We start from the raw sequence: 20,880 nt of genomic DNA, 5'->3' as shown, positions 1-20,880 counted from the left end.
CTACGGCCGCGTCTCGTCGAAAGGCAGTATCGAGAACGACGAAAAGACAGTATGTTTTGTGCGAAGTGACGAGATACATCGGCGAAATGACAAGCGATCCCGACCGTGCCCTGCTTAACCTCCTGCGCGAGAACGCGCGCGCCTCGACCGCCGAGCTGGCGCGCAAGCTCGGGGTGTCGCGGACGACGGTGCAGAGCCGGCTGGAACGGCTGGAAAAACGCGGGGTGATCGCGGGCTACAGCGTCAGGCTGTCGCCCGACTACGAGAAGAATCTCGTCCGCGCCCACATCCTCGTCACGGCACTTCCCAAGGTGTCGGCGGCGGTGGAGGCGGTGCTGCGCCGCATCCCGGAGGTGCGCACGCTGCATTCGGTGAGCGGCAATTTCGACATGATCGTCGTGGTCGAGGCGCCGTCGGTCAGGGACCTCGACATGTTGATCGACAGGATCGGCGCGCTCGAAGGCGTCGAGCGCACCTTGTCGTCGATCATCCTGTCGACGCGGATAGACCGATAGCGGGAATCAGCCGGCAGCGAGGGCCGGCTGGGTCCAGCGTGCGGCGATCAGCCTGTAGGGGATGAGCGCGAAGACCGCGATCAAGAGCTTCACGATCAGGTCGCCCAGCGCCCACGACACCCAGCGCGGCGCCTCGGTGGCCATGACGCCGAACAGCGGGGCCGGTTCGAGCGCAAACGCGTCCTCCGGGCCGATGAAGGCGAAGGCTGCCGCGAAGGCGACGCCGAAGAAGATCGCCGTGTCGAACACCGAGCCGACCAGCGTGCCGAAGATCGGCGCGCGCCACCAGCTCTGGCGGCGCAGCCAGTTGAACACGGTGACGTCGAGCAGCTGCGCGGTCAGGAATGCCGCGCCCGAGGCCGTGGCGATGCGCGCCAGCCTTGCAGCGGCGGTGTCGAAGGGAATGAGGCCATAGCTGAACAGGACCGGCGGGATGACGATCGAGCAGACCACCGCGGTCATGAAACCGACGAAGACGATCCGCCGCGCCATCTTCGGGCCGTAGCGCCGGTTGGCGAGGTCGGTGACCAGGAACGAGAAGGGATAGGTGAAGGCGCCCCAGGTCAGGACGTCGGCAAGCGCGAGCGATCCGACCTGTCCCTGCATCGGGAACTGGACGAGGATGTTGGAGGCGACGACGACAAGCGCCATGGCCGCCACGAAGGGCAGGTATTTTGAACCGGAGTTCATTTTTTTATCCTGGGTGATGGAACCAGCTTTGCGGGCAGTGCCCGGGCATTTGGTCGGAGCCTCTATCGTCCTTGCGGGCGCTCAGAGGCTCCAGGCGGTCGTCCCCCGCCTTGATTCGCTATCAGGCAGCCTGCTCGGCGGTCTTCTTGGCGATCTGCTTCTTGAGCAGGCGGGCGCGCTGCGACAGCTCGGCAACGTCGGCCTTGGCCAGGAAGGCGTCGAGACCGCCGCGGTGCTCGACCGAGCGAAGCGCGTTGGCCGAAATGCGCAGGCGGACGTTCTGGTTCAGAACTTCCGAGATCAGCGTGACATTGACCAGGTTCGGCAGGAAGCGACGACGGGTCTTGTTGTTGGCGTGGCTCACATTGTTGCCGGTCATGACGGCCTTACCGGTGAGTTCGCAAGCGCGGGACATGTTACATACCTTCAGTTCTGGCGGACCAAGCGGCTGTGACGCACCTAATATGGCGCGCGGTCTCAGTCAGGCGGCCTCATGGAAAAAGTTGGCGTTCCATAGTTGCATTTCACCGGCGCGTCAAGCGCATGCGTGGTTCTTGCGACTTGCCCCCAACTTCATACAAAGGCCGGAATTGCTTCTATAACCGCTCACGAGGGACGCGAACAGCCGGAAGCCCGCTTCCGCTGAAGTTGAGGTTATTCGCCAATGCGCCGCATCGCGCTTGCCCCGCTCGCACTGGCCCTGGCGCTCTTGCCATCGGTGGCGCCGGCGGCGCAGCAGACCTTCAGGGGCGACTATTCGCTGTCCTTCCTCGGCATTCCCCTGGCCAGGGCCAATTTCGACAGCAGCTACGACGGCGGCACCTACGCGATCAGCGGCAAGGTTTCCAGCGCCGGGCTCGGCGCCATCTTCGACGATACGCGCGGCACGATCTCGTCGCGCGGCAGCATCGGCGAGGCGGGCATCCGGCCGACCTCGTTCCGCGCCGACTACGTGTCCGGCAAGAAGGCCTCGCTGGTGGACATCCGCTTCTCCGGTGAAAAGGTCACCAGCACCGAGGTCGTTCCGGCCCCCAAGAAGCGCGGCAAGACCTGGATACCGCTCGGCGCCGACGACCTGCGCGGCGTCGCCGACCCGATCGCCGCGACCATCGTCCGCGCCCCCAGCCTCGACAAGGTCTGCGGCCGCACCGTGAAGATGTATGATGGCGAGCTCCGCGTCGACCTGCGCCTGACGGCCGTCTCGACCGGGGAGATGTCGACCAAGGGCTTCAAGGGCCAGACCGTCACCTGTCGTATGGGCTTCCAGCCGGTCTCGGGCTACCGGACCGACAAGAAGGCGCTGGCCTTCCTGCGCGACCGCAGCCGGATCATGGTGACGTTTGCGCCGGTCGGCGAAACCGGGGTATACGCACCGATCTATGCCACCGTCGGCACCGAGATCGGCACGATCACGGTCAGGGCGCGGCGGTTCGAAGCGACCGAATAGGGCGGCTGCGCCCGGGGGAGGGGTAGTGGCGCGGGCGACACTCATTGGTTTTTCTGCGGTCGCCATGTGGGCGCTGCTGGCGCTGCTCACCGACGCGTCCGGCTCGGTGCCGCCGTTCCTGCTCACGGCCATGACATTCGCCATCGGCACCGTCGTCGGGCTTGTGGCGCGGCTGTTCATGCCCAAGCCCCAGCAGCGGGTGAGAATTCCGCCACAGGTCTGGGTCATCGGCATCGCCGGCCTGTTCGGCTACCACTTCTTCTACTTCACCGCGCTGCGCAACGCACCGGCGGTCGAGGCCAGCCTGATCGCCTATCTCTGGCCGCTGTTCATCGTGCTGGGCTCGGCGCTGATGCCGGGCGAACGCCTGCACTGGAACCATATCGCCGGCGCGCTGATGGGGCTCGCGGGCACCTTCCTCATCGTCACCAAGGGCGGTGGGCTGGCCTTCGACCCGCGCTACAGCTTCGGCTATGCCATGGCTTTTGCCTGCGCGTTCCTGTGGTCGGGCTATTCGCTGTTGTCGCGGCGCTTCCCGGCGGTGCCGACCACGGTCGTCACCTGGTTTTGCCTGGCCACCGCCGTGCTCTCCTTCATCGCGCACCTGGCGCTCGAGGAGACGGTGCTGCCCGCCGATGCCGGCCAGTGGCTGGCCGTGCTCGGGCTCGGCCTGATGCCGGTGGGGGCTGCCTTCTATGCCTGGGACATCGGCGTCAAGCGCGGCAACATCCAGGTGCTGGGTGCCGCGAGCTATGCGGCGCCGCTCTTGTCGACGCTGGTGCTGATCGTGGCCGGGGTGGCCGAGCCCAGCCTGCGCATCCTTGCGGCTTGCGTGCTGATCACCGGAGGCGCGGTGCTGGCGGCGAAGTCGCTGATCTTCGGCAGGCGGTCCCAAGGCCGCGCGGCCACCGACGGGGCCGGGGCCTGACGAGCCGGCCTACATCGGCTCCCAGCCGGGCTCGGCGAGCTCGAACTGCGAGAACTCGAAGCCTGGCGAAACGGTGCAGCTGACGAGCGTCCAGTCGCCAAGGCTGCGCGCGGTCTGCCACCAGCCGGCCGGCACGATGATCTGCGGCCTTTCGCCGGCGGCGAGGTCGACGCCGAGGCTATGGGACGAGATGCCGCCGCCCGCCTGGTGCAGCCTGATTTCGATCGGGGCACCGGCGTGGAAAAGCCAGATCTCGGCCGCATCCTTGACCCGGTGCCAGGCCGAGACGTCGCCGCGCTCGAGCAGGAAATAGATCGCCGTCGAATGCCCGCGCGCGCCATGCGGGCCGCCGGCCGGGGCGTCGCGGAAGGTCTCGGCATACCAGCCGCCCTCCGGGTGGCGGCGCATGCCCAGCGTGGCGATGATCTCGGCGGCATACATCTCAGAAACTGTCCTTGCGCCGGCGGATTTCGGCGAAGACGTCGACGTCGGCCGCCTTTTCCATGCCGAGATGCTTGCGGATCGAAGGATCGGCCCAGCGCAGGAACGGGTTGGTGGCGAGTTCCTCGCCGACCGTCGTCGGCAGCGTCGCCTTGCCTTCGGCGCGCAGCTTCTCGACCGTTTCGGCGCGCGCCTTGAGCCGGGCGTTGTCGGGATCGACCGTCAATGCGAAGCGCGCGTTCGACAGCGTGTATTCGTGGCCGCAATAGACGACCGTGTCGGCGGGCAGGGCAGCGAGCTTCTTCAGCGAGCCGTGCATCACCGGCGCAGGGCGCTCGAACAGGCGGCCGCAGCCCAGCGCAAACAGCGTGTCCGCGGTGAAGACCACCTTCGACCTGGGCAAGTGGTAGCAGACATGGCCTGCCGTATGCCCCGGCGTCTCGATAACCGCGATGGTCTCGTCGCCGAAGGGGATGACCGAGCCTTCCTCGACCGTGTCGTCGATACCCGGAATCCGGTCTCGCTCGGCTTCGGGCCCGACGATGCGGAGGTTGAAGCGCTTCTTCAGCGCCAGATTGGCCTCGACGTGGTCGCCGTGATGATGAGTCGTCAGGATCATCGACGGCCGCCAGCCGCGGCGTTCTATCGCCGCCAGGATCGGGCCTTCCTCGGGCGCATCGACGATCGCCGTCTCGCCGCTTTGGGGGTGGTGCAGCAGCGCGCCGAAATTGTCGGTGCGGCACATGAAAAGCTCGATCTCGACCGCCATCGCGAAACTCCGTTCATCCCGAGACGATAGGGCGCGCGCCCCCGCCTGTCACCCCAATTGCGGGGATCGCGCTTCGCATCGTTGAAGTCCGCGCGTCTCGCCGCTACCGTCGCGCCATGAACTCCGACATCGTCGACCTTCGCTCGTTCTATTCGACACCGCTCGGCCGGCTGGCCGAACAGTCGATCACCATGGCGCTGTCATCGGTCTGGGCCGGTCTGCCCAACGAACGGCTCGTCGGGCTCGGCTATGCGCTGCCCTGGCTCGACCGGTTCGGTGCCGATGCCGAGCGCGTGTTCGCCTTCATGCCGGCGACGCAAGGCGCGGTGGTGTGGCCGTCGGTGGGGCCGTCGTCCACGGCGCTCGTCTTCGACGAGGAACTGCCGCTGGTCGATTCCTCCATCGATCGGATGCTTCTGGTGCATTCGCTCGAACATGCCGAAAGCCCGCGCGAGACGCTGAAGGAGATCTGGCGCGTGCTCTCGCCCGCCGGCCGCGTCGTCATCGTCGTACCCAACCGGCGCGGAGTCTGGGCACGCTTCGAACATACGCCGTTCGGCACCGGGCGGCCGTTCTCGTCCGGCCAGCTCAACGAACTCCTGCGCGAGGCCAACTTCACGGTGGCCTCGTGGTCGGATGCGCTGCACTTCCCGCCGTCGCGGCGGAAATGGATGATGCGCTTCCACCATCTGTTCGAACGCGCCGGCCGCAGCTTCTGGCCGATCTTCTCGGGCGTCATCGTCGTCGAGGCGCAGAAGCGGGTCTATCAGGGCGTGCCGGTGGCGCAGCGGGCGTCTCGCCGCGTCTTCGTGCCCGTCCTGTCGCCGAGCGGCGCCACGCGCGGCTTTCCGGCGCTGCGGCGCGGGGATGGACGCGGCGGCTGAATCGTCTCGCGGGAGGCTGGCTGCCTCTTCCATTCCGCCACGGTTGCGGCAAACTCTTCCGGCGTAACCCTTGGGTCAGGCGTCGATGCTGAAGGCACTGGCGTTGATCATGTGCCTGGCTTGCGATGCGCCGACGGGCGGCGCTTTGCAGGCGGAGGCGGTTGCGGTCGATGTCGAGCTCGTGCTCGCCGTCGACGTCTCGCGCTCGATGGATAGCGAGGAATTCGCCCTGCAGCGCGCCGGCTACGTCGAAGCCCTGCGGCATCCCGACTTCGTCGAGGCGGTGCTTGCCGGGCGCTATCGGCGGATCGCCGTCACCTATTTCGAATGGGCGGGCACGGTCAGGCCGGAATCGACCGTGCCCTGGCAGATCGTCGACGGGCCGGCGAGTGCCGCGGCCTTTGCCGCCAGGCTCGAGGCGCGGCCCTTCGGCGGCTATCGCGGAACCTCGATCTCCGGCGCGGTCGCGCATGGTGCCGATCTCCTCCGGAACAACGCGGTGGAAAGCTGGCGCCGCGTCATCGACGTCTCCGGCGACGGGCCCAACAATGCCGGCCCGCCGGTCACCTTGGCGCGCGATGCCGCATTGGCGCAGGGCATCGTCATCAACGGTCTGCCGATCCTGATCCGGCCATCGGGGACGGTCGACGACCTCGACCGCTATTATGCCGAATGCGTCATCGGCGGCTCGGGATCGTTCGTCTTGCCCATCCGCGACATTGCGGAGTTCGCGACCGCGATCAGGCGCAAGCTCATCCTCGAAGTCAGCGGAACGGATGCGCCGCCGCTGCCGGTCAAGGCCGAGGCCGCCCCCGCCGGCTATTGCATGGCCGGCGAGCGCGACAGGCGCATCTATTCCGATCCGTATTACCCGGAACTCGACCGGTAGGGGCGGGTACGCAGTGTCCGGCGGTCGATCGGACAAGCGGTCACATCTGCTTGTCCGGCATGTGATGAACCAGATTGCCTTCAAATCGGCATGCTCGCTTCCTAAATGGCGGCTCAAGCAACGCAGTCCGCCATTCCGGCGATAGCAACGGGAAACACGGTCCTGACCGACGTCATCCATGAAAAGCGTACAGCCGGGCAGGCTCCCGTCCGGCGGGCCATGCTCATCGTCAATCCTCGCGCCCGTCGCGGCGGCGGCTCGATCACCGAGGCGAGGCAGGTGCTCGAGAAGGCCGGCATCGCCATCGAGGAGATGGTGACCAGCAAGGACGAGAACGCCTCCGAGATCATCTCGCGCAACGCCGACCATTTCGACATGGCCATCGTCGGCGGCGGCGACGGCACGCTCAACAACGCGGCCGCCGGACTCGCCTATACCGGCCTCACGCTCGGCGTGCTGCCGCTTGGCACCGCCAACGACTTCGCCCGCACGATGGGCATCCCGCCGGATCCGGTGAAGGCGGCGGAGATCATCGCCGCCGGCCGCGAGGTCACGGTCGACCTCGGCGAGGTCAACGGCCACCTTTTCTTCAACGTTGCCAGCATCGGCTTCAGCGCGGAGCTGGCGGCCGAACTCACCGAACACGCCAAGAAGCGCTGGGGCACGCTGGGCTACGGCATCGTTGCGGCACGCATCCTGATGCGCTCGCGGCTGTTTTCGGCCTATGTCGACCACGACGGCACGACCGAGAAGATCCGCACCATGCAGGTCTCCGTCGGCAACGGCCGCCACTATGGCGGCGGCATGACCGTCGAGGAGACGGCGACCGCCGACGACGGCTGGCTCGACCTCTACAGCCTCGAGGTCGATCACTGGTGGCGGCTCTTGCGGCTGTTGCCCAGCCTGCGCAAGGGCACGCACGGCCAGTGGGACGACGTGCGCGCTTTCAAGACCACCGAGGTGACCATCCGCACCAAGCAGCCGCGGCCGGTCAATACCGACGGCGAACTTGTGACCTGGACGCCGGCGCATTTCCGCATCCGGCCGAAGTCGGTGCGGGTCTTCGTGCCGAAGCCTTAGTCGGGGCCGCCTGCGTGTCGATGACACGCTTGTTGATCCATCCCTGCGATACGCTGCCGCCGTTGAGTGGCACAATGGCGGGGTGACGTCGCGATTCGGATGACCAGCGGGAGGATTCGCATGACGGGCAATTCGGACAACAAGGCCCATCCCGAGCCTCTGCCTACGAGTGTTCCCGACGGTGGGTTTCCCATCCATCTCAAGATGGCGCGCCAGGCACTGGCGGGCTCGCCGGTGCGCCGGTCCCTGACCTGGCTCTGCATCGGCATATTCGCCGTCATCGTCGCCACCTCGATCGGCCAGATCGTTCTCAACCGCTGGAGCAAACCCTTCTACGACGCGCTCGAGCGGCGTGATCTTGAGGCGTTCCTCAACCAGCTCATCGTGTTTGCGGCAATCGCCGGTTCGCTGCTCGTCCTCAACGTGCTGCAGCAATGGCTCAACCAGATGATCCGCCTCAAGCTGCGCGAGGGGCTGACGGTCGACCTGATCACCGAATGGCTGCGCCCGGGGCGCGCCTTCCGCCTTGCCAATGCCGGTGCGGTCGGCGTCAATCCGGATCAGCGCATGCAGCAGGATGCCGGCCATCTCGCCGACCTCACCACCGACCTCGGCGTCGGCCTGCTGCAGGCTTCGATCCTGCTCGCGTCCTTTGTCGGCGTGCTCTGGAGCCTGTCCTCGGGCTTCGTCTTCAATGTCGGCGGCAGCTCCTTCAGCATTCCCGGCTATATGGTCTGGGCGGCGATCATCTATGCCGGCTCGGCTTCGTGGCTGAGCTGGCTGGTCGGCCGGCCGCTGATCGGGCTCAACAGCGAGCGCTATTCGCGCGAGGCCGAGCTCAGGTTCTCGATGGTCCGCATCAACCAGAACATCGATGCCATTTCGCTGGCGCGCGGCGAGGCCGACGAGAAGCGCCGCCTGCAGTTGGACCTGCAGGGCGTGCTGGTCGCGCTCAGGCGCATCTTCCTCACCCAGATCAATCTCGCCTGGGTCACCGACGGCTACGGCTGGTTCACCGTGGTCGCGCCCATCCTGGTCGCCGCGCCGGTCTATTTCGCCGGCGACCTGAGCTTCGGCGGGCTGATGATGGCCGTCGGTGCCTTCAACCAGGTGCATGCCTCGCTGCGCTGGTTCATCAACAATGTCGGCGCCATCGCCGACTGGCGCGCCACGCTGATGCGCGTCGGCGTGATCCGCAGCGTGCTGGTCGCCGCCGACGTGCTGCACGAGACGGAAGAGCGGATCAGCTTCGGCGAGAGCTTCGACGGCAGCCTGGGGCTCGACGCGCTCGAACTCGTGTCGCCGAGCGGCCGCACCAAGCTTTCCGACCCGCATCTGAGGGTCAAGGCAGGCGAGCGCCTGCTGGTGACGGGCGAGGCGGGCGCCGGCAAGACGCTGCTGTTCAGGGCACTCGCCGGCCTCTGGCCGTGGGGCCGGGGACGGATCGAATTGCCCGCCGGCAAGCAGCTCACCTTCCTTCCCCGCGCCTCCTACCTGCCGCCGGGCTCGTTGCGCACCGTGCTGTCCTACCCCTCCGACGGCCGCGAATTCGCCGATGAGGACTTTGCCACGGCACTCGGCGCCGTCGGGCTGGAGCGCCTGGCGCCGTCGCTCGACCGCGTGGCGTCGTGGAACGAGGAGCTCAACAGCGACGAACTCCGGCTGGTGGCCTTCGCGCGGATCAGGCTGCACAAGCCCGACTGGGTCATCATCGACGAAGCGTTCGATACGCTGGATGCGGCCGCGCACCAGCGGGTGCGGCAGATGTTCGAGGGCGAGCTGGCCAAGACCGGCGTGGTCTATTTCGGGCCGGCGCGCAACAGCCGCGACCTGTTCGACAGGACCGTTCATCTCGCCAAGGACAAGCGCGGGCCGGCACTCAAGCGCGTGCGCATCAAGGAGATGGCGGAGGCGGCCGCCACAGCCTGAGGCACCCGTGCGCTGACGGAGCAAGTCCGCGATGCATCGCACGGCTGGCAGGCTCAACGGCCGCGGACGCGGCCGTGAACCGAGCGGCTATTTGCCGATATTCTCCAGGTCGTACGGCGTGGTCTGGTAGACCCGGTTGATCCAGTTGCCGAACAAGAGATGCGCGTGCGAGCGCCAGCGGTTGAGCGGCCGGCGCTGCGGATCGTCCCCAGGGTAGTATTCGTGCGGCACCGCGATCTTCACGCCGGCGGCGACGTCGCGGTCGTACTCTTCCTTGAGCGAGGTTGAGTCGTATTCGATGTGGTTGAACATGTAGAGGCGGTTGCCGGCCTGCTCGGCCAGCAGGCTGGGGCCGGTCTCCTCAGATTCCATCAAGAGCTCCAGGCCCGAGCCGTCGGGAATGTCTGCGGCGCGCACCTCTGTCCAGCGCGACACCGGAATGGCGAAGTCGTCGGAGAAGCCGGCGAGATAGGGCGAGGCCGGGGCATTGTTGTTGTGGCGGAACACGCCGAAGGCCTTGTGCTCCAGCGTGTGCTTGGGGACGCGGTGGAAGTGCCATGCGGCCGCCATTGCGCCCCAGCAGATGAAGAACGGCGAATGGACGTTGGTCTTCGTCCAATCCATTATCTGCTGGAGTTCGTCCCAGTAGGTCACTTCCTCGAAGGGCAAAAGCTCGACCGGCGCGCCTGTGACGATGAAGCCGTCGAACTTGCGCTCCTTCACCTCTTCCCAGGTCTGGTAGAAGGCGATCAGGTGGTCTTCGGAGGTGTTCTTGGCCTTGTGGTTGCCGATGCGCACCAGCGTCAGTTCCACCTGCAGCGGGCTCGCGCCGATCAGGCGGGCGAACTGGGTCTCGGTCCGCACCTTGTTGGGCATGAGGTTGAGCAGCCCGATCTGCAGCGGGCGGATGTCCTGGCGGAGCGCGGTCTGCTCGTCCATGATGGACACGCCCTCTTTCACCAGCACTTCGCGGGCGGGCAGCTGATCCGGGATCTTGATCGGCACTGTGCGAACTCCAAACAACAAAAAACCGGCATTGCTGTCGCAAAGCCGGTTTACGGATCGCAAACGGCCCTTTAGCGACTTGTTTAACGTGGCTGCAAGCCGACCGGCCAAATCACCACGGATCGAGGCCTAGCTATTACGCCTGGCAACGGATTGCGTCAACCGTGACCCAATCGTCCGGCCAGGGCGGCCGCTTTCGCCGGTTTTCCTCGACATTGCCGGCCCCGAGGGGTATTTCCGCTGCGGCCTCCGCCCGGAGGCGCCAATCCAGGATTTTCGACATGACCAAGGCACCTGAGCAGATTCGCCCCGAACCCCGCGCCGGCATCATGGACATCGCAGCCTATGTCCCCGGCAAGAGCACCGCTCCGGCGGGCGTCGCCAAGGTCCATAAGCTCTCGTCGAACGAGAATCCGCTGGGCGCCTCGCCGCATGCCATCGAGGCGGTGAAGAAGCTCGCCGAGAAGATGGAGTATTATCCGGACGGGTCGTCCTCGCGCCTGAGACAGGCGATCGCGGCGGCCCATGGGCTCAACCCTGCCAACATCCTTTGCTCCAACGGCTCGGACGAGGTGATCGGCCTGCTCGCCCAGAGCTACCTCTCGCCGGGAGACGAGGCCGTCTACAGCGAGCACGGCTTCATGGTCTACAAGATCTACACCCAGGCCGCCGGGGCCACGCCGGTCGTCGCCAAGGAAGATTCCGAGAAGGCCAGCGTCGACAACATCGTCGCTGCAGTGACGCCGAGGACCAGGATCGTCTTCCTTGCCAACCCCAACAACCCGACCGGCACCTACCTGCCGTTTGAGGAGGTGCGTCGCCTGCATGCGGCGCTGCCGAAGAACGTGCTCCTGGTGCTCGACGCCGCCTATGCCGAATATGTCCGGCGCAACGACTATGAGGCGGGCGTCGAGCTGGTCGCGGCCAACGAGAACGTCGTCATGACCCGCACCTTCTCGAAGATTCACGGGCTGGGCGGCATGCGCATCGGCTGGATCTATGCGCCGTCGCACATCATAGACGTGCTCGAGCGCATGCGCGGGCCCTTCAACGTCAACGCGGCGGCGATCGAGGCCGGCGTGGCGGCAATGGAAGACCGCGGGCACGTCGAACGCACCATCGCCCACAATGCCCAGTGGGCGGAGTGGCTGGTCAATGCGTTCGAGAGGCTCGGACTGCGCGTCACGCCCTCGGTCGGCAACTTCCTGCTGGTCCACTTCCCCGATGACGGCAAGCACTCGGCGGCGGCGGCCGACGAGTATCTCACGGCGCGCGGTTATATCCTGCGCAGGGTCGCCGGCTACGGCTTCCCAAATGCGCTGCGCATGACCGTCGGCACCGAAGAGGCAAATCGCGGTGTCATCGCTGCCCTCACCGAATTCCTGAAAAGCTGAAAAATGTCCGAACCCCTGTTTGAAAAGATCGCCCTGGTCGGCATCGGCCTGATCGGCTCGTCGCTGGCGCGCGTCATCCGCCGCGAAGGGCTTGCCCGCCACATCGCCATCTCCACCCGCAGCGCGGCCACGCTGGCCCGCGCCGAGCAGCTCGGCCTCGGCGACAGCTACTCGGCGGACGCCAAGGTGGCGGTCGCGGATGCCGACCTCGTCGTCGTCTCGGTGCCGGTCGGCTCGTCGGGCGCGCTGGCCGAGGAGATCGCGCCAGCGCTGAGGCCGGGCGCCATCCTCACCGATGTCGGCTCCACCAAGGCCTCCGTCATCGCCCAGATGCGGCCGCATGTTCCGGAAGGCGTGCACTTCATCCCCGGCCACCCGCTCGCGGGTACGGAGAAGTCGGGTCCCGACGCCGGCTTCGCCGACCTGTTCGAGAACCGCTGGTGCATCTTCACGCCGCTGCCGGGCACCGATGCCGCGGCACTCGAGAAGCTGTCGGAGTTCTGGCGCCGCTGCGGGTCCAACATCGACACGATGGACCCCGAACATCACGACATGACGCTCGCCATCGTCTCGCATTTGCCGCACATCATCGCCTACAACATCGTCGGCACCGCCGACGATCTCGAGGCGGTGACCAAGTCGGAAGTGATCAAGTATTCGGCCTCGGGTTTCCGCGACTTCACCCGTCTCGCGGCTTCCGATCCCACCATGTGGCGCGACGTCTGCCTGCACAACAAGGACGCGATCCTCGAGATGCTGGCGCGCTTCTCGGAGGATCTCGCCTCGCTGCAGCGGGCGATCCGCTGGGGCGACGGCGAGAAGCTGTTCGATCTGTTCACCCGCACCCGCGCCATCCGCCGCTCGATCATCCAGGCCGGCCAGGAAATCGACGCGCCCGACTTCGGCCGCCAGGCGATCGAGCATCCGGTGAAGAATTAGGGAGTAGTGAAGTAGTGAGTAGCGAATAGTGGCTTGCGTCAGCCGTTCAGGCTGCGTTCGGCCTACTCGCTACTCGCTACTCGCTACTCGCTACTCGCTACTCGCTACTCGCTCACACGCAGTCGTTGTTCCATTTCGGATTGAGCGTGGTGCCGTAGAGCTTGAAGCATTGGTTCGGCGGTGCGGAGAAACGCAGGTCGAAGACCTTGCGCCAGCCTTCCCAGACGAGCCCGGTCTGCTCCCAGCCTACGAGCCACACGTCCTTGGCGTAGGGCGGGATGTAATATGTCTTCTTGTTGCCGAGCGGCATTTCGCCCGTCTCGAACGATCTCGGCTCGCCGTTCTCGCTGTATTGCAGCTGGAACTTGGCGACGAATCCGCCCTCGTTGAAGACGGTTACATAACCTTCCAGTGGCGGGATCGGCAGCGGCGGATTCGGCACGGTATCGTTGAGCGCGCATTCCCACCTGTCGTTGGTGAAGCCGTAATATCCGTCGAACGGGCACTCCATTTTCCGAACCAGCATCGTCTTCTGGTTCGGATCGATGTCGGCGACCAGATAGTCCTGATACGACGCCGAGCCGGAGCGGAAGAACGGGATGCTGGAGTTACCGATGGTGCCGACCCGTTCGCAGGTTGGATGGATGTGGCCGGCAAACACCGCCGAGACCCCGTATTCCACCATGATCTCGTTGAAAGTGGTGACACCCGGCTCGATGAAATTGTCATGATAGTCGTGGAGGTTGACGATGATGATGTCTCCACGGTTGCGGGCGATCGCCAGGTCGTTCCTCAGCCAGTAGAAAGACGGCTTGATGAAGTAGAAGTCGCGGCGCGCGGCTCCCGCGTTCCACGAATTCCAGTCGTCCTGGTAGGAAGGGAAATTCTGGAGCTGGACGAAATGCACCCTGCCGATGTTGAAGGAATATGCGAGGCTTCCCGTATAGTCCGTCCGCAGTTCCGGGAATTTGTAGTAGGAAACCTCGGTAAAATCGTACCGTACCAGGCCGGAATTCGACTTCAGCCATCCGTACATGAAATCGACCATGCGGGTGGCGCCGTTGTTGTTGTACATGTCGTCGACATTGTTCTGGTAGTCGTGGTTGCCCAGGCCCGGATAGAGGGGCATCTGCAATATCGAGGCGATCTGCCGAAATTTGTCGAGCTGCCAATCGTGACCGAAGGCGGTCAGGTCGCCATTGGCAACGACGCCCTTGATCGGGAAAGGACTGCTTGAATCCTTGCGGCTCTTCGCAAGGGCATTCATGCTTTCATATTGCTCCCAAATCTGGCGTTGAGAGTTTTGCTGGATCTGCTCCTCGGTCTTGAGGCCGGGCGGCAGGATGTCGTCGTACCATGGGTACTGGGGGTCGGATGACCAGATCATGCCGAAGGGAGAGTCAGTCGCAGTCATTGCCATGTCCTCCACTCGCAAGGGTTGTATCTTGCAAGTGCAGATTGCATCCATTGGCTGTACGAATGCAATAGGCAACTTAAGGTAGTCGAGGGTGTCCACGGCGGCCGCCTGTCCGGACGCGATGGCGGCCGGCGTCGAAGCCGATCGTGCTGCCGGGGCTGTCGCTACCGTGCTACCGCCGGCACCATGCCCAGGGGAATGAAGCCAAGCGTCGCCTTGCCGCTGGCGATCTTCAGCGGCAGGGTCGGCGCGTCGCCGAGCGCCGCAAGGCCCGACAGCACCGCCTCGATCCGTTCGCGCTCCTCGGGAATGGCTTCCGACAGGATGGCCGACAGCTTCTTGGGGGCGAGAATCTTGACCTCCAGGTCGGCGTCGACCAGCCCGTCTCCGGCGACCGACCACGGTCCGCTGACCGAAACCCCGGCGCTGCCGCCGGTGGTGAGCGTCATGGAACGGATCGTGCCGGCCCTTCCGCGCAGGCGCAGGTCGGAATTCGCGACCATCTCCACGCCGTTGGCCAGCGAGGTGTCGGCGCTGCCGTCCAGCGGCGGCAGCTTGCGGCCCTGCAGGGCGGCCGGGTCGACGATCAGCCCGGTAAAGGTCGCGGCCAGGTCGAGGTCGGCGCCGTTCGGGCGCAGGTGGGTCTGGATGTTTTCCGCGGCGAACAGCGGCATCGGCACGCCGTCGGTGAAGGAGGCCTGTCCGGTCAGCTTGCGCGCCTCCACCGACAGCCGCTGCGGCACCGGGTTGGCCAGGCGGGCGCTTGCATGCAACAGCTCCCAGTCGAATTGCAGCTGGGGCAGGTCGGGGGCGGTCACGCGCAGCGGCCCATCGAGTTCGACCAGCGCGCGCGACGGCTGGTAGATCTGGGCCACGGTGCGCAGGTTGCCGGCGCTCGCCGAGATGCGCTGCCGCGAGTCCTCGTATTCGACCCGGTCGCAGGTCAGGCCGATGCGGAACGGGAAGCCCTTGATGCCCGGATTGACGCAATCCGCGGCAATGCCGTTGCCGTTGAAATCGGCGATCGCCGCGCGCACGGCTTCCTCGGATCTGCCGGCAAACCAGAACCAGCCGGCGCTGTAGCCCCCGAACAGGACGATGATGAACAGGCCGAGCCCGAGGAAGCGGCGGGTGTAGTTCGTTTTCGGCTCTCGGCTTGACGTCATGCTCGGGCTCTCGTTAACGCGTGTGCGGACCACCAACAGGGTTGGCGATATGGGCGATTTTTGGGTGTTTGGCTATGGCTCGCTGATGTGGCGGCCGGGATTTGCCCATGTCGAGACGCGGCGCGCCCGCCTGATGGGCTTTCGTCGCTCGCTGTGCATCCGCTCCTGGGTGCATCGCGGCACCGAACGGCGCCCCGGCCTGGTGCTCGGCCTCGACCATGGCGGCTCTTGCGTCGGCATGGCGTTCCGCGTCCCCGGCGACCTGCGCGACGAGGTCATCGCCTATCTCAGGGAGCGCGAGCTGGTGACCAGCGTCTATCTGGAGCGCGAGCTGGCGATCCAGCTCGACCAGGGCAACAAAGTCCCGGCGCTCTGCTACATCGCCGACCGCAAGCACCATCAGTATGCCGGCAATCTCGATGCCGCCCATGCCGCCGAGATCGTCTCGGGCGCGGTGGGCGTGTCGGGCCGCAACGAGGACTACGTGCTCAGCGCCGTCGCGCATCTCAAGGCGCTCGGCATCCGCGACCACTGGCTGGAAGATGTGGCGCGTCGCGTCCATCCATGAGTGTCAGCAGCGAAAAAATGCATGCCCGATTTTCGGCGGCAAGGCCGCCGGGTTCGCGCTATGCATAGCCCATGCTTTTCGAAAGACCTTCCGACGACACGCTCTACGATGCCCTGATCGCCCGCGATCCGGGCTATGACGGCCTCGCCTATGTCGGCGTCACCTCGACCGGTATCTTCTGCCGGCTCACCTGCGCCGCCCGCAAGCCCAAGCGCGAGAACGTGCGCTTCTTCGACACCGCGGCCGAGTGCCTGCATGCCGGCTTCCGGCCCTGCCAGCGCTGCCGGCCGATGATGGGGACGGGCGCGCCCGAGCCGCTGGTCGCCACGCTGCTCGATGCACTCGACCGCGAGCCCGAACGCCGCTGGCTGGAGGTCGACGTGGTCGCCATGGGCTTCGACGCCTCGACCGTGCGCCGCGCCTTCAGGCGCCGCTTCGGCATGAGCTTCCTCGAAATGGCGCGGCTGCGCCGCATCGGCAAGGCGGCGGCGCACCTGGCCGAAGGCGACAGCGTCACCGATGCGCAGCTCGACGCCGGTTTTTCGTCCGGCAGCGGTTTTCGCGCGGCAGTGACGCGGCTGCTCGGCGAGACGCCGGCCAGGCTGCGCGGCAAGGCCATGCTCAAGGCCGACTGGATCGAGACGCCGATCGGCCCGATGATCGCGATCGCCGACCTTCATGCCCTGCACATCCTTGAGTTCCTCGAGCGCAAGGCGCTGGCGACGGAGGTGAGGAAACTGCAGGCCGCCACCGGCTCGGCCATCGCCTTCGGGCGAACCGCCCCCATCGACCAGATCGAGGACGAGCTCGGCGCCTACTTCGCCGGCACCTCGACAGAGTTCGCCACGCGGCTCGCGCCGCTGGGCACGCCCTTCGAGCAGCAGGTGTGGGGTGGACTGCGGCGCATCGCCGTGGGCGCGACGGCAACCTATTCCGGCCTCGCCGCAGAAATCGGCAATCCCGCCGCGGTGCGCGCAGTCGGCCGCGCCAACGGCGCCAATCCCATCGCCGTGGTCATCCCCTGCCACCGTGTGGTCGGCGCGGCCGGCGACCTGACCGGCTACGGCGGCGGGCTGTGGCGCAAGCGCTGGCTGCTCGAGCACGAACGGCGGATGGCGGCGCGCTAGAGCCATTCCAGGAAAAGCGCGCAGCGGTTTTCCGTTCCGGAATTGCGACAAAACAAAGAGATAGAGTGTTTCCGCGATTCGAAGAAAAGCGGAAACGCTCTAACCTCTGACCTCTACGCCGAGTTCCTTGAGTCTCTTGACGGCCGTGTCCGGCATCGGCGGCGGGTTCTCCGACCTGGCCGCCTCGATGAGGAACGCGTCGCAGGCGGCTTCCGTCTCGGCGATCAGCCGCCGCATGAATTCCTCCTTGTCCAGACCGGCCGGAATAGGAGGCAGGAAGCGTGCCTTGATCGTGCCGGGATGGCGCAGGAACTTGCGGCGCGGCCAATAGAGGCCGGCGACATGCGCCACCGGCACCACCGGCAACTTGAGCGCCGAGTAGAGCTCGGCGATGCCCCATTTGTAGGCCGGCTCGTCGCCGGGCGCGCGGCGCGTGCCCTCGGGATAGATGATCAGCTGGCGGTCGTTCTGCATCTCCTTACGCGTCGCGACCACCACCGCCTTCAGCGCCGCCGAGCGCTTGCCGCGGTTGACCGGGATCATGCGCATCTTCTTGATGTACCAGCCGAAGAAGGGGATCCACATCAGCTCGCGCTTGAGGATGTAGAGCGGGTCGCGCAGGTAGGGGAAGAAGGCGATCGCATCCCAGAAGGACTGGTGCTTGGGCGCGAGGATGAACGGGCCCTCCGGCAGGTTCTCCATGCCGGTGATCTCGCTTTTCGTGCCGGCGACCTTTTCCTGCAGCCACAGGCTCGTGCGTGCCCAGAATTTCGGCACGAACCAGGCGCGGTGCCGCGGCGCCAGGAAGAAGTAGGGCGTCCACAGGATCATCTGGACGACCAGGCTGACATAGAAGACGAGGTTGAACGCCAGCGAGCGGATTTGGAGCATCTTTTGCGTGGGGTGCCTGAGGACGGGAATCCGCCGTTCGTTACACCAAGCGGCCAAAAAAAGAAAATGCCTGTCGCAGCGAAGGCTGGCCCTGCCTGCTATTCGGCGGCTTCGGCCTGCACGACCAGCACGTTTTCGGTGCTCGGCTTGACCGGCACGATCCCGCGCGCCAGCGCCAGCAGGTATTTGTTGTACTCGATGAACAGCACGCGCAGCGCCTCCGGCTTGGCCAGCCAGTTGCCCTTGTCGAGCCTGGTGTTGACCACCGGATAGGGATCGAGGGTGGCGCGAGGCAAAAGCCGCCCCAGCTCGAGCAGGCTGCGCGGCATGTGGTAGTTGTTGGTGACCAGGATGACGCGCTGGTAGGCGTGGTTCTGCACCCACTTGGCGCTTTCCACGGCATTGCCGATCGTGTCGAGCGCGGCGCGGTCGATGTCGACGCGGTTGAACAGCGCCGTGTCGCTGCCGGTGGCGAGCTGCAGCTGGCGGCGGGTCGCGGAGGGGTGCACGCCGCTGATCAGGAGGCGCTCGCCCTTGTCGGCCTTGAGCAGGTCCATGGCCGCGTCGAGCCGCGACTGGCCGCCGGTGAGCACGATGATGGCATCGGCCTTCGACGGGTTGTCGGGCGTGCTCAGGCTGCTCACATGGGTGGCGAATATGCCGAAACCGCCGGCGAATACGAGCGCTGCGATGACGAGAACGAAGAGCATGCGGCGCAGAACGACGGTCCTCCGGCGCGGGCCGCGCACGGCCGGGCGGAACCTTGGTGCTGAAACCGTCCCCGATGCGGCGAGTGCGTCCTGTCCCATCACGGCACCATGATTATGCAGGCTTTGCGGCATTTGCAGAGCCCAGTTTCGCACATTCCATGACGATGCGACACATTTCGTGATGAGATGCTCATGTCCTACATCCCGTCCGGCTGGTGCATGTCGATCTCGTCGAGATAGGCGACGACGGTGAAATGCGAGGTGGCCGCGGTCAGCGCACCGATCACGGCAACCACCACGGCCACGCCGAGGTAGCCATTGGCGCCGATGGCGAAGTTGCCGAACAGGGCGGTCGCCTGGTCGGCCTGGGGGGTGGCGAGATTGCGCGACGACCACCACGAGAAGACGATGAAGACCAGCACCGCGGCCAGGCCGCCGGCAGCCGCGCCCTTCATGCCGGTGAGCAGGAAGTGGCGGCGGAACTCGCGGGCGATGAAGCGCGCTTCGGCGCCGACGAAATGCAGGACCTCGATGATGTGGCCGTTGCCGGCCATGGCGCCGCGCGTGGCGAAGACCACCGACAGCACGGTCGCGGCGAGCATCAGCACGAGCACGCCGGTGCCGATGGTCACCGTCGTGCGCGCCATCGCCACCAGCCGGTCGACCCAGGTGCGGTGATCGTCCAGCGAAGCGGTCGGGACCTTGGGCGCGATCGCCTCGCGTATGGCCTGGAAGTCGGGCGGCCCGTTCTCGTCGATGGTGACGATCACCAGGCGCGGCACCGGAAGTTCGTCAATGTTCAGCCCCTTGCCGAGCCATGGTTCGAGCAGGCGCGCCGTGGCGTCGCGGTCGACGATCCTGGTGGCGCGCACGCCGGGGAATTCGCTGGCGATGCGCGCTGCGGTCTCGAGGGCTGCCTCCATGTCCAGCCCCTCGGCCGGCTTGACCTGGATCGTCGCCTCGCGCGAAATCTGGCTCTCCCAGACCGAGGCGGTGTCGCGGACGAGCGTGACCGCGCCGAACGTCAGGCACGACAGGAAGGTCATGATGGCGATGACCAGCACCAGCGCCCGGCCGGCGACGTTCTGCGACGGCACGATGGGCGCTGTCCGGCGCTGGACGTGCGATTGGGCGCGCTGCGGCGCGGCGTCGTCGAACTCGTCCTCGAATTCGGGCTCGTCCGCATGGAGCTGACCGGAACCGTCAATCATAGATGTCGAGCCTCCCGCCGGTGAGGATCATGCGACGGGCGTCGACCTGGTCCATCAGGCCGAGGTCGTGGGTGGCGATGACGACGGCGGTGCCGAGCCGGTTGAGCTCGATGAACAGCCTGAGCAGGCGCCGCGCCAGCGGCGGGTCGACGTTGCCCGTGGGCTCGTCGGCGAGCAGGACCTCGGGCTGTTCGATCAGCGCGCGGGCGATCGCGGCGCGCTGCTTCTCGCCGCCCGACAGCACCGGTGGCAGCACGTGCATGCGCTCGCCGAGCCCGACCCACTTCAGCAGTTCGGTGACGTCGGTGCGGTAGCTCGCCTCCTCGCGGCCGCGCACGCGCAGCGGCAGGGCGACGTTCTCGTAGGTGGTCATGTGGTCGAGCAGGCGGAAATCCTGGAATACCACCCCGATGCGCCGGCGCAGCAGCGGCAGTTCGGCCCGGGTGATGCGGGAACGGTCCTTGTCGAAGATGCGGATCAGCCCGCGCGTCGGCTTGAGCGACAGGAACAGCAGCCGCAGCAGCGTGGTCTTGCCGGCACCGGAAGGCCCGCTCAGGAACTGGAACGAGCGCTCGGGAATGTGGAAGGAGACATCGCGCAGGATCTCCGGACCCATTCCGTATCTGAGGCCGACATTCTCGAAGCGGATCACGTGCTGCTGACCTTGATTGATCCCGTAAATGGTTCGGGACCCTCGCCGCCCGTTTCTACGAAACGACCATGGGTCCGCATGGTTAACGAATGGTTAATTTCCGGACCGTGTCGAGGCGCGAAACACCCCGGTGGCGAAGCATTAACCAATTCCGTTTACCCACTTCCGGCAGAATGTCTAAGGGGTCCGATGGCTGACGCGCGGAAAGCACGCCCGGTTTCCGGCGAA

Annotated in this window: 22 protein-coding genes and 1 riboswitch; of the genes, 11 read left to right on the top strand and 11 right to left on the bottom strand. The window is 66.0% G+C overall.

Translation table 11 applies throughout. From position 1 onward, the window contains the following. Positions 1-86: 86 nt before the first annotated feature. Positions 87-515 carry an Lrp/AsnC family transcriptional regulator gene (locus J2X50_RS10015; protein ID WP_429094408.1) on the top strand — a complete coding sequence of 143 codons (429 nt, stop codon included), beginning with the start codon at positions 87-89 and terminating at the stop codon, positions 513-515. Between the two features lie 6 nt (positions 516-521). On the opposite strand, the gene J2X50_RS10010 is transcribed toward J2X50_RS10015, so the two are convergent. Both J2X50_RS10010 and rpmB read right to left on the bottom strand, forming a co-directional pair. Then, positions 522-1,205, bottom strand: a complete 684-nt coding sequence (locus tag J2X50_RS10010) for a queuosine precursor transporter (protein ID WP_429094406.1) — start codon at positions 1,203-1,205, stop codon at positions 522-524. Positions 1,206-1,326: 121 nt separating this feature from the next. After that, the gene (gene rpmB / locus J2X50_RS10005) at positions 1,327-1,620 is read right to left on the bottom strand and encodes a 50S ribosomal protein L28 (protein ID WP_340040628.1); all 294 of its coding nucleotides are present in this window, start codon (positions 1,618-1,620) and stop codon (positions 1,327-1,329) included. A 249-nt stretch (positions 1,621-1,869) separates the two neighbouring features. Between rpmB and J2X50_RS10000 the strand changes: the two genes are divergently transcribed. Next, positions 1,870-2,652 (top strand): DUF3108 domain-containing protein, encoded by a 783-nt coding sequence (locus tag J2X50_RS10000; RefSeq protein ID WP_429094404.1) that lies wholly within the window; start codon positions 1,870-1,872, stop codon positions 2,650-2,652. A 25-nt stretch (positions 2,653-2,677) separates the two neighbouring features. Further along, positions 2,678-3,580, top strand: coding sequence for an aromatic amino acid exporter YddG (gene yddG / locus J2X50_RS09995; RefSeq protein ID WP_429094403.1), 903 nt, complete (start codon positions 2,678-2,680; stop codon positions 3,578-3,580). A 9-nt stretch (positions 3,581-3,589) separates the two neighbouring features. Here the strand turns inward: yddG and J2X50_RS09990 are convergent, their stop codons facing one another. Continuing rightward, positions 3,590-4,021 carry a cupin domain-containing protein gene (locus tag J2X50_RS09990; protein WP_429094401.1) on the bottom strand — a complete coding sequence of 144 codons (432 nt, stop codon included), beginning with the start codon at positions 4,019-4,021 and terminating at the stop codon, positions 3,590-3,592. Between the two features lies 1 nt (position 4,022). Beyond that, positions 4,023-4,790, bottom strand: a complete 768-nt coding sequence (gene gloB, locus J2X50_RS09985; protein ID WP_429094399.1) for a hydroxyacylglutathione hydrolase — start codon at positions 4,788-4,790, stop codon at positions 4,023-4,025. A gap of 116 nt (positions 4,791-4,906) precedes the next feature. On the opposite strand from gloB, the gene J2X50_RS09980 reads away from it, so the two are divergent. The 4 genes from J2X50_RS09980 to J2X50_RS09965 all read left to right on the top strand — a co-directional run bounded on the left by J2X50_RS09980 (position 4,907) and on the right by J2X50_RS09965 (position 9,572). Then, on the top strand, positions 4,907-5,674 hold the full coding sequence (locus tag J2X50_RS09980) for a class I SAM-dependent methyltransferase (RefSeq protein ID WP_429094397.1): 768 nt from the start codon (positions 4,907-4,909) through the stop codon (positions 5,672-5,674). Positions 5,675-5,759: 85 nt separating this feature from the next. Then, positions 5,760-6,563, top strand: a complete 804-nt coding sequence (locus J2X50_RS09975) for a DUF1194 domain-containing protein (RefSeq protein ID WP_429094395.1) — start codon at positions 5,760-5,762, stop codon at positions 6,561-6,563. A 219-nt stretch (positions 6,564-6,782) separates the two neighbouring features. Next, entirely contained in the window at positions 6,783-7,643 is an 861-nt protein-coding gene (locus J2X50_RS09970) for a lipid kinase (protein ID WP_429094774.1), read from the top strand. Between the two features lie 120 nt (positions 7,644-7,763). Further along, positions 7,764-9,572, top strand: coding sequence for an ABC transporter ATP-binding protein/permease (locus tag J2X50_RS09965; protein WP_429094393.1), 1,809 nt, complete (start codon positions 7,764-7,766; stop codon positions 9,570-9,572). Between the two features lie 87 nt (positions 9,573-9,659). Here J2X50_RS09965 and metA read toward each other — a convergent pair whose 3' ends face one another. After that, complete coding sequence (gene metA / locus J2X50_RS09960; protein WP_429094392.1) at positions 9,660-10,577, bottom strand: homoserine O-acetyltransferase MetA; 918 nt, start codon at positions 10,575-10,577, stop codon at positions 9,660-9,662. A gap of 51 nt (positions 10,578-10,628) precedes the next feature. Further along, positions 10,629-10,706: riboswitch (SAM riboswitch) on the bottom strand. Between the two features lie 152 nt (positions 10,707-10,858). On the opposite strand from metA, the gene hisC reads away from it, so the two are divergent. Next, positions 10,859-11,971: a histidinol-phosphate transaminase gene (gene hisC / locus J2X50_RS09955; protein ID WP_429094390.1), complete on the top strand. Its 1,113-nt coding sequence runs from the start codon at positions 10,859-10,861 to the stop codon at positions 11,969-11,971. Positions 11,972-11,974: 3 nt separating this feature from the next. After that, entirely contained in the window at positions 11,975-12,910 is a 936-nt protein-coding gene (locus tag J2X50_RS09950) for a prephenate/arogenate dehydrogenase family protein (protein WP_429094388.1), read from the top strand. Between the two features lie 112 nt (positions 12,911-13,022). Here J2X50_RS09950 and J2X50_RS09945 read toward each other — a convergent pair whose 3' ends face one another. Both J2X50_RS09945 and J2X50_RS09940 read right to left on the bottom strand, forming a co-directional pair. Continuing rightward, positions 13,023-14,324, bottom strand: coding sequence for a metallophosphoesterase (locus J2X50_RS09945; protein ID WP_429094386.1), 1,302 nt, complete (start codon positions 14,322-14,324; stop codon positions 13,023-13,025). Between the two features lie 167 nt (positions 14,325-14,491). Then, positions 14,492-15,493, bottom strand: coding sequence for a DUF2125 domain-containing protein (locus J2X50_RS09940; protein ID WP_429094384.1), 1,002 nt, complete (start codon positions 15,491-15,493; stop codon positions 14,492-14,494). A 49-nt stretch (positions 15,494-15,542) separates the two neighbouring features. On the opposite strand from J2X50_RS09940, the gene J2X50_RS09935 reads away from it, so the two are divergent. Then, positions 15,543-16,061, top strand: coding sequence for a gamma-glutamylcyclotransferase (locus J2X50_RS09935; RefSeq protein WP_429094382.1), 519 nt, complete (start codon positions 15,543-15,545; stop codon positions 16,059-16,061). Between the two features lie 71 nt (positions 16,062-16,132). Beyond that, positions 16,133-17,188, top strand: coding sequence for a bifunctional transcriptional activator/DNA repair enzyme AdaA (locus tag J2X50_RS09930; protein ID WP_429094380.1), 1,056 nt, complete (start codon positions 16,133-16,135; stop codon positions 17,186-17,188). A gap of 99 nt (positions 17,189-17,287) precedes the next feature. Here J2X50_RS09930 and J2X50_RS09925 read toward each other — a convergent pair whose 3' ends face one another. The 4 genes from J2X50_RS09925 to ftsE form a co-directional block, all read right to left on the bottom strand. Beyond that, the gene (locus J2X50_RS09925) at positions 17,288-18,079 is read right to left on the bottom strand and encodes a lysophospholipid acyltransferase family protein (RefSeq protein WP_429094378.1); all 792 of its coding nucleotides are present in this window, start codon (positions 18,077-18,079) and stop codon (positions 17,288-17,290) included. A 98-nt stretch (positions 18,080-18,177) separates the two neighbouring features. Then, positions 18,178-18,789, bottom strand: a complete 612-nt coding sequence (locus J2X50_RS09920) for a YdcF family protein (RefSeq protein WP_429094772.1) — start codon at positions 18,787-18,789, stop codon at positions 18,178-18,180. A gap of 197 nt (positions 18,790-18,986) precedes the next feature. Then, the gene (locus J2X50_RS09915) at positions 18,987-20,000 is read right to left on the bottom strand and encodes a cell division protein FtsX (RefSeq protein WP_429094376.1); all 1,014 of its coding nucleotides are present in this window, start codon (positions 19,998-20,000) and stop codon (positions 18,987-18,989) included. Continuing rightward, positions 19,993-20,652 carry a cell division ATP-binding protein FtsE gene (gene ftsE, locus J2X50_RS09910; RefSeq protein ID WP_340040592.1) on the bottom strand — a complete coding sequence of 220 codons (660 nt, stop codon included), beginning with the start codon at positions 20,650-20,652 and terminating at the stop codon, positions 19,993-19,995. The genes J2X50_RS09915 and ftsE overlap by 8 nt, the downstream gene beginning before the upstream one ends. Positions 20,653-20,880: the final 228 nt, after the last annotated feature.

The sequence above is a fragment of the Aminobacter sp. BE322 genome (genome assembly GCF_050433525.1).
Taxonomy (GTDB): Bacteria; Pseudomonadota; Alphaproteobacteria; order Rhizobiales; family Rhizobiaceae; genus Aminobacter.
Note: the sequence above shows the minus strand (reverse complement) of the source record. Positions and strands in the feature narration are given on the sequence as shown.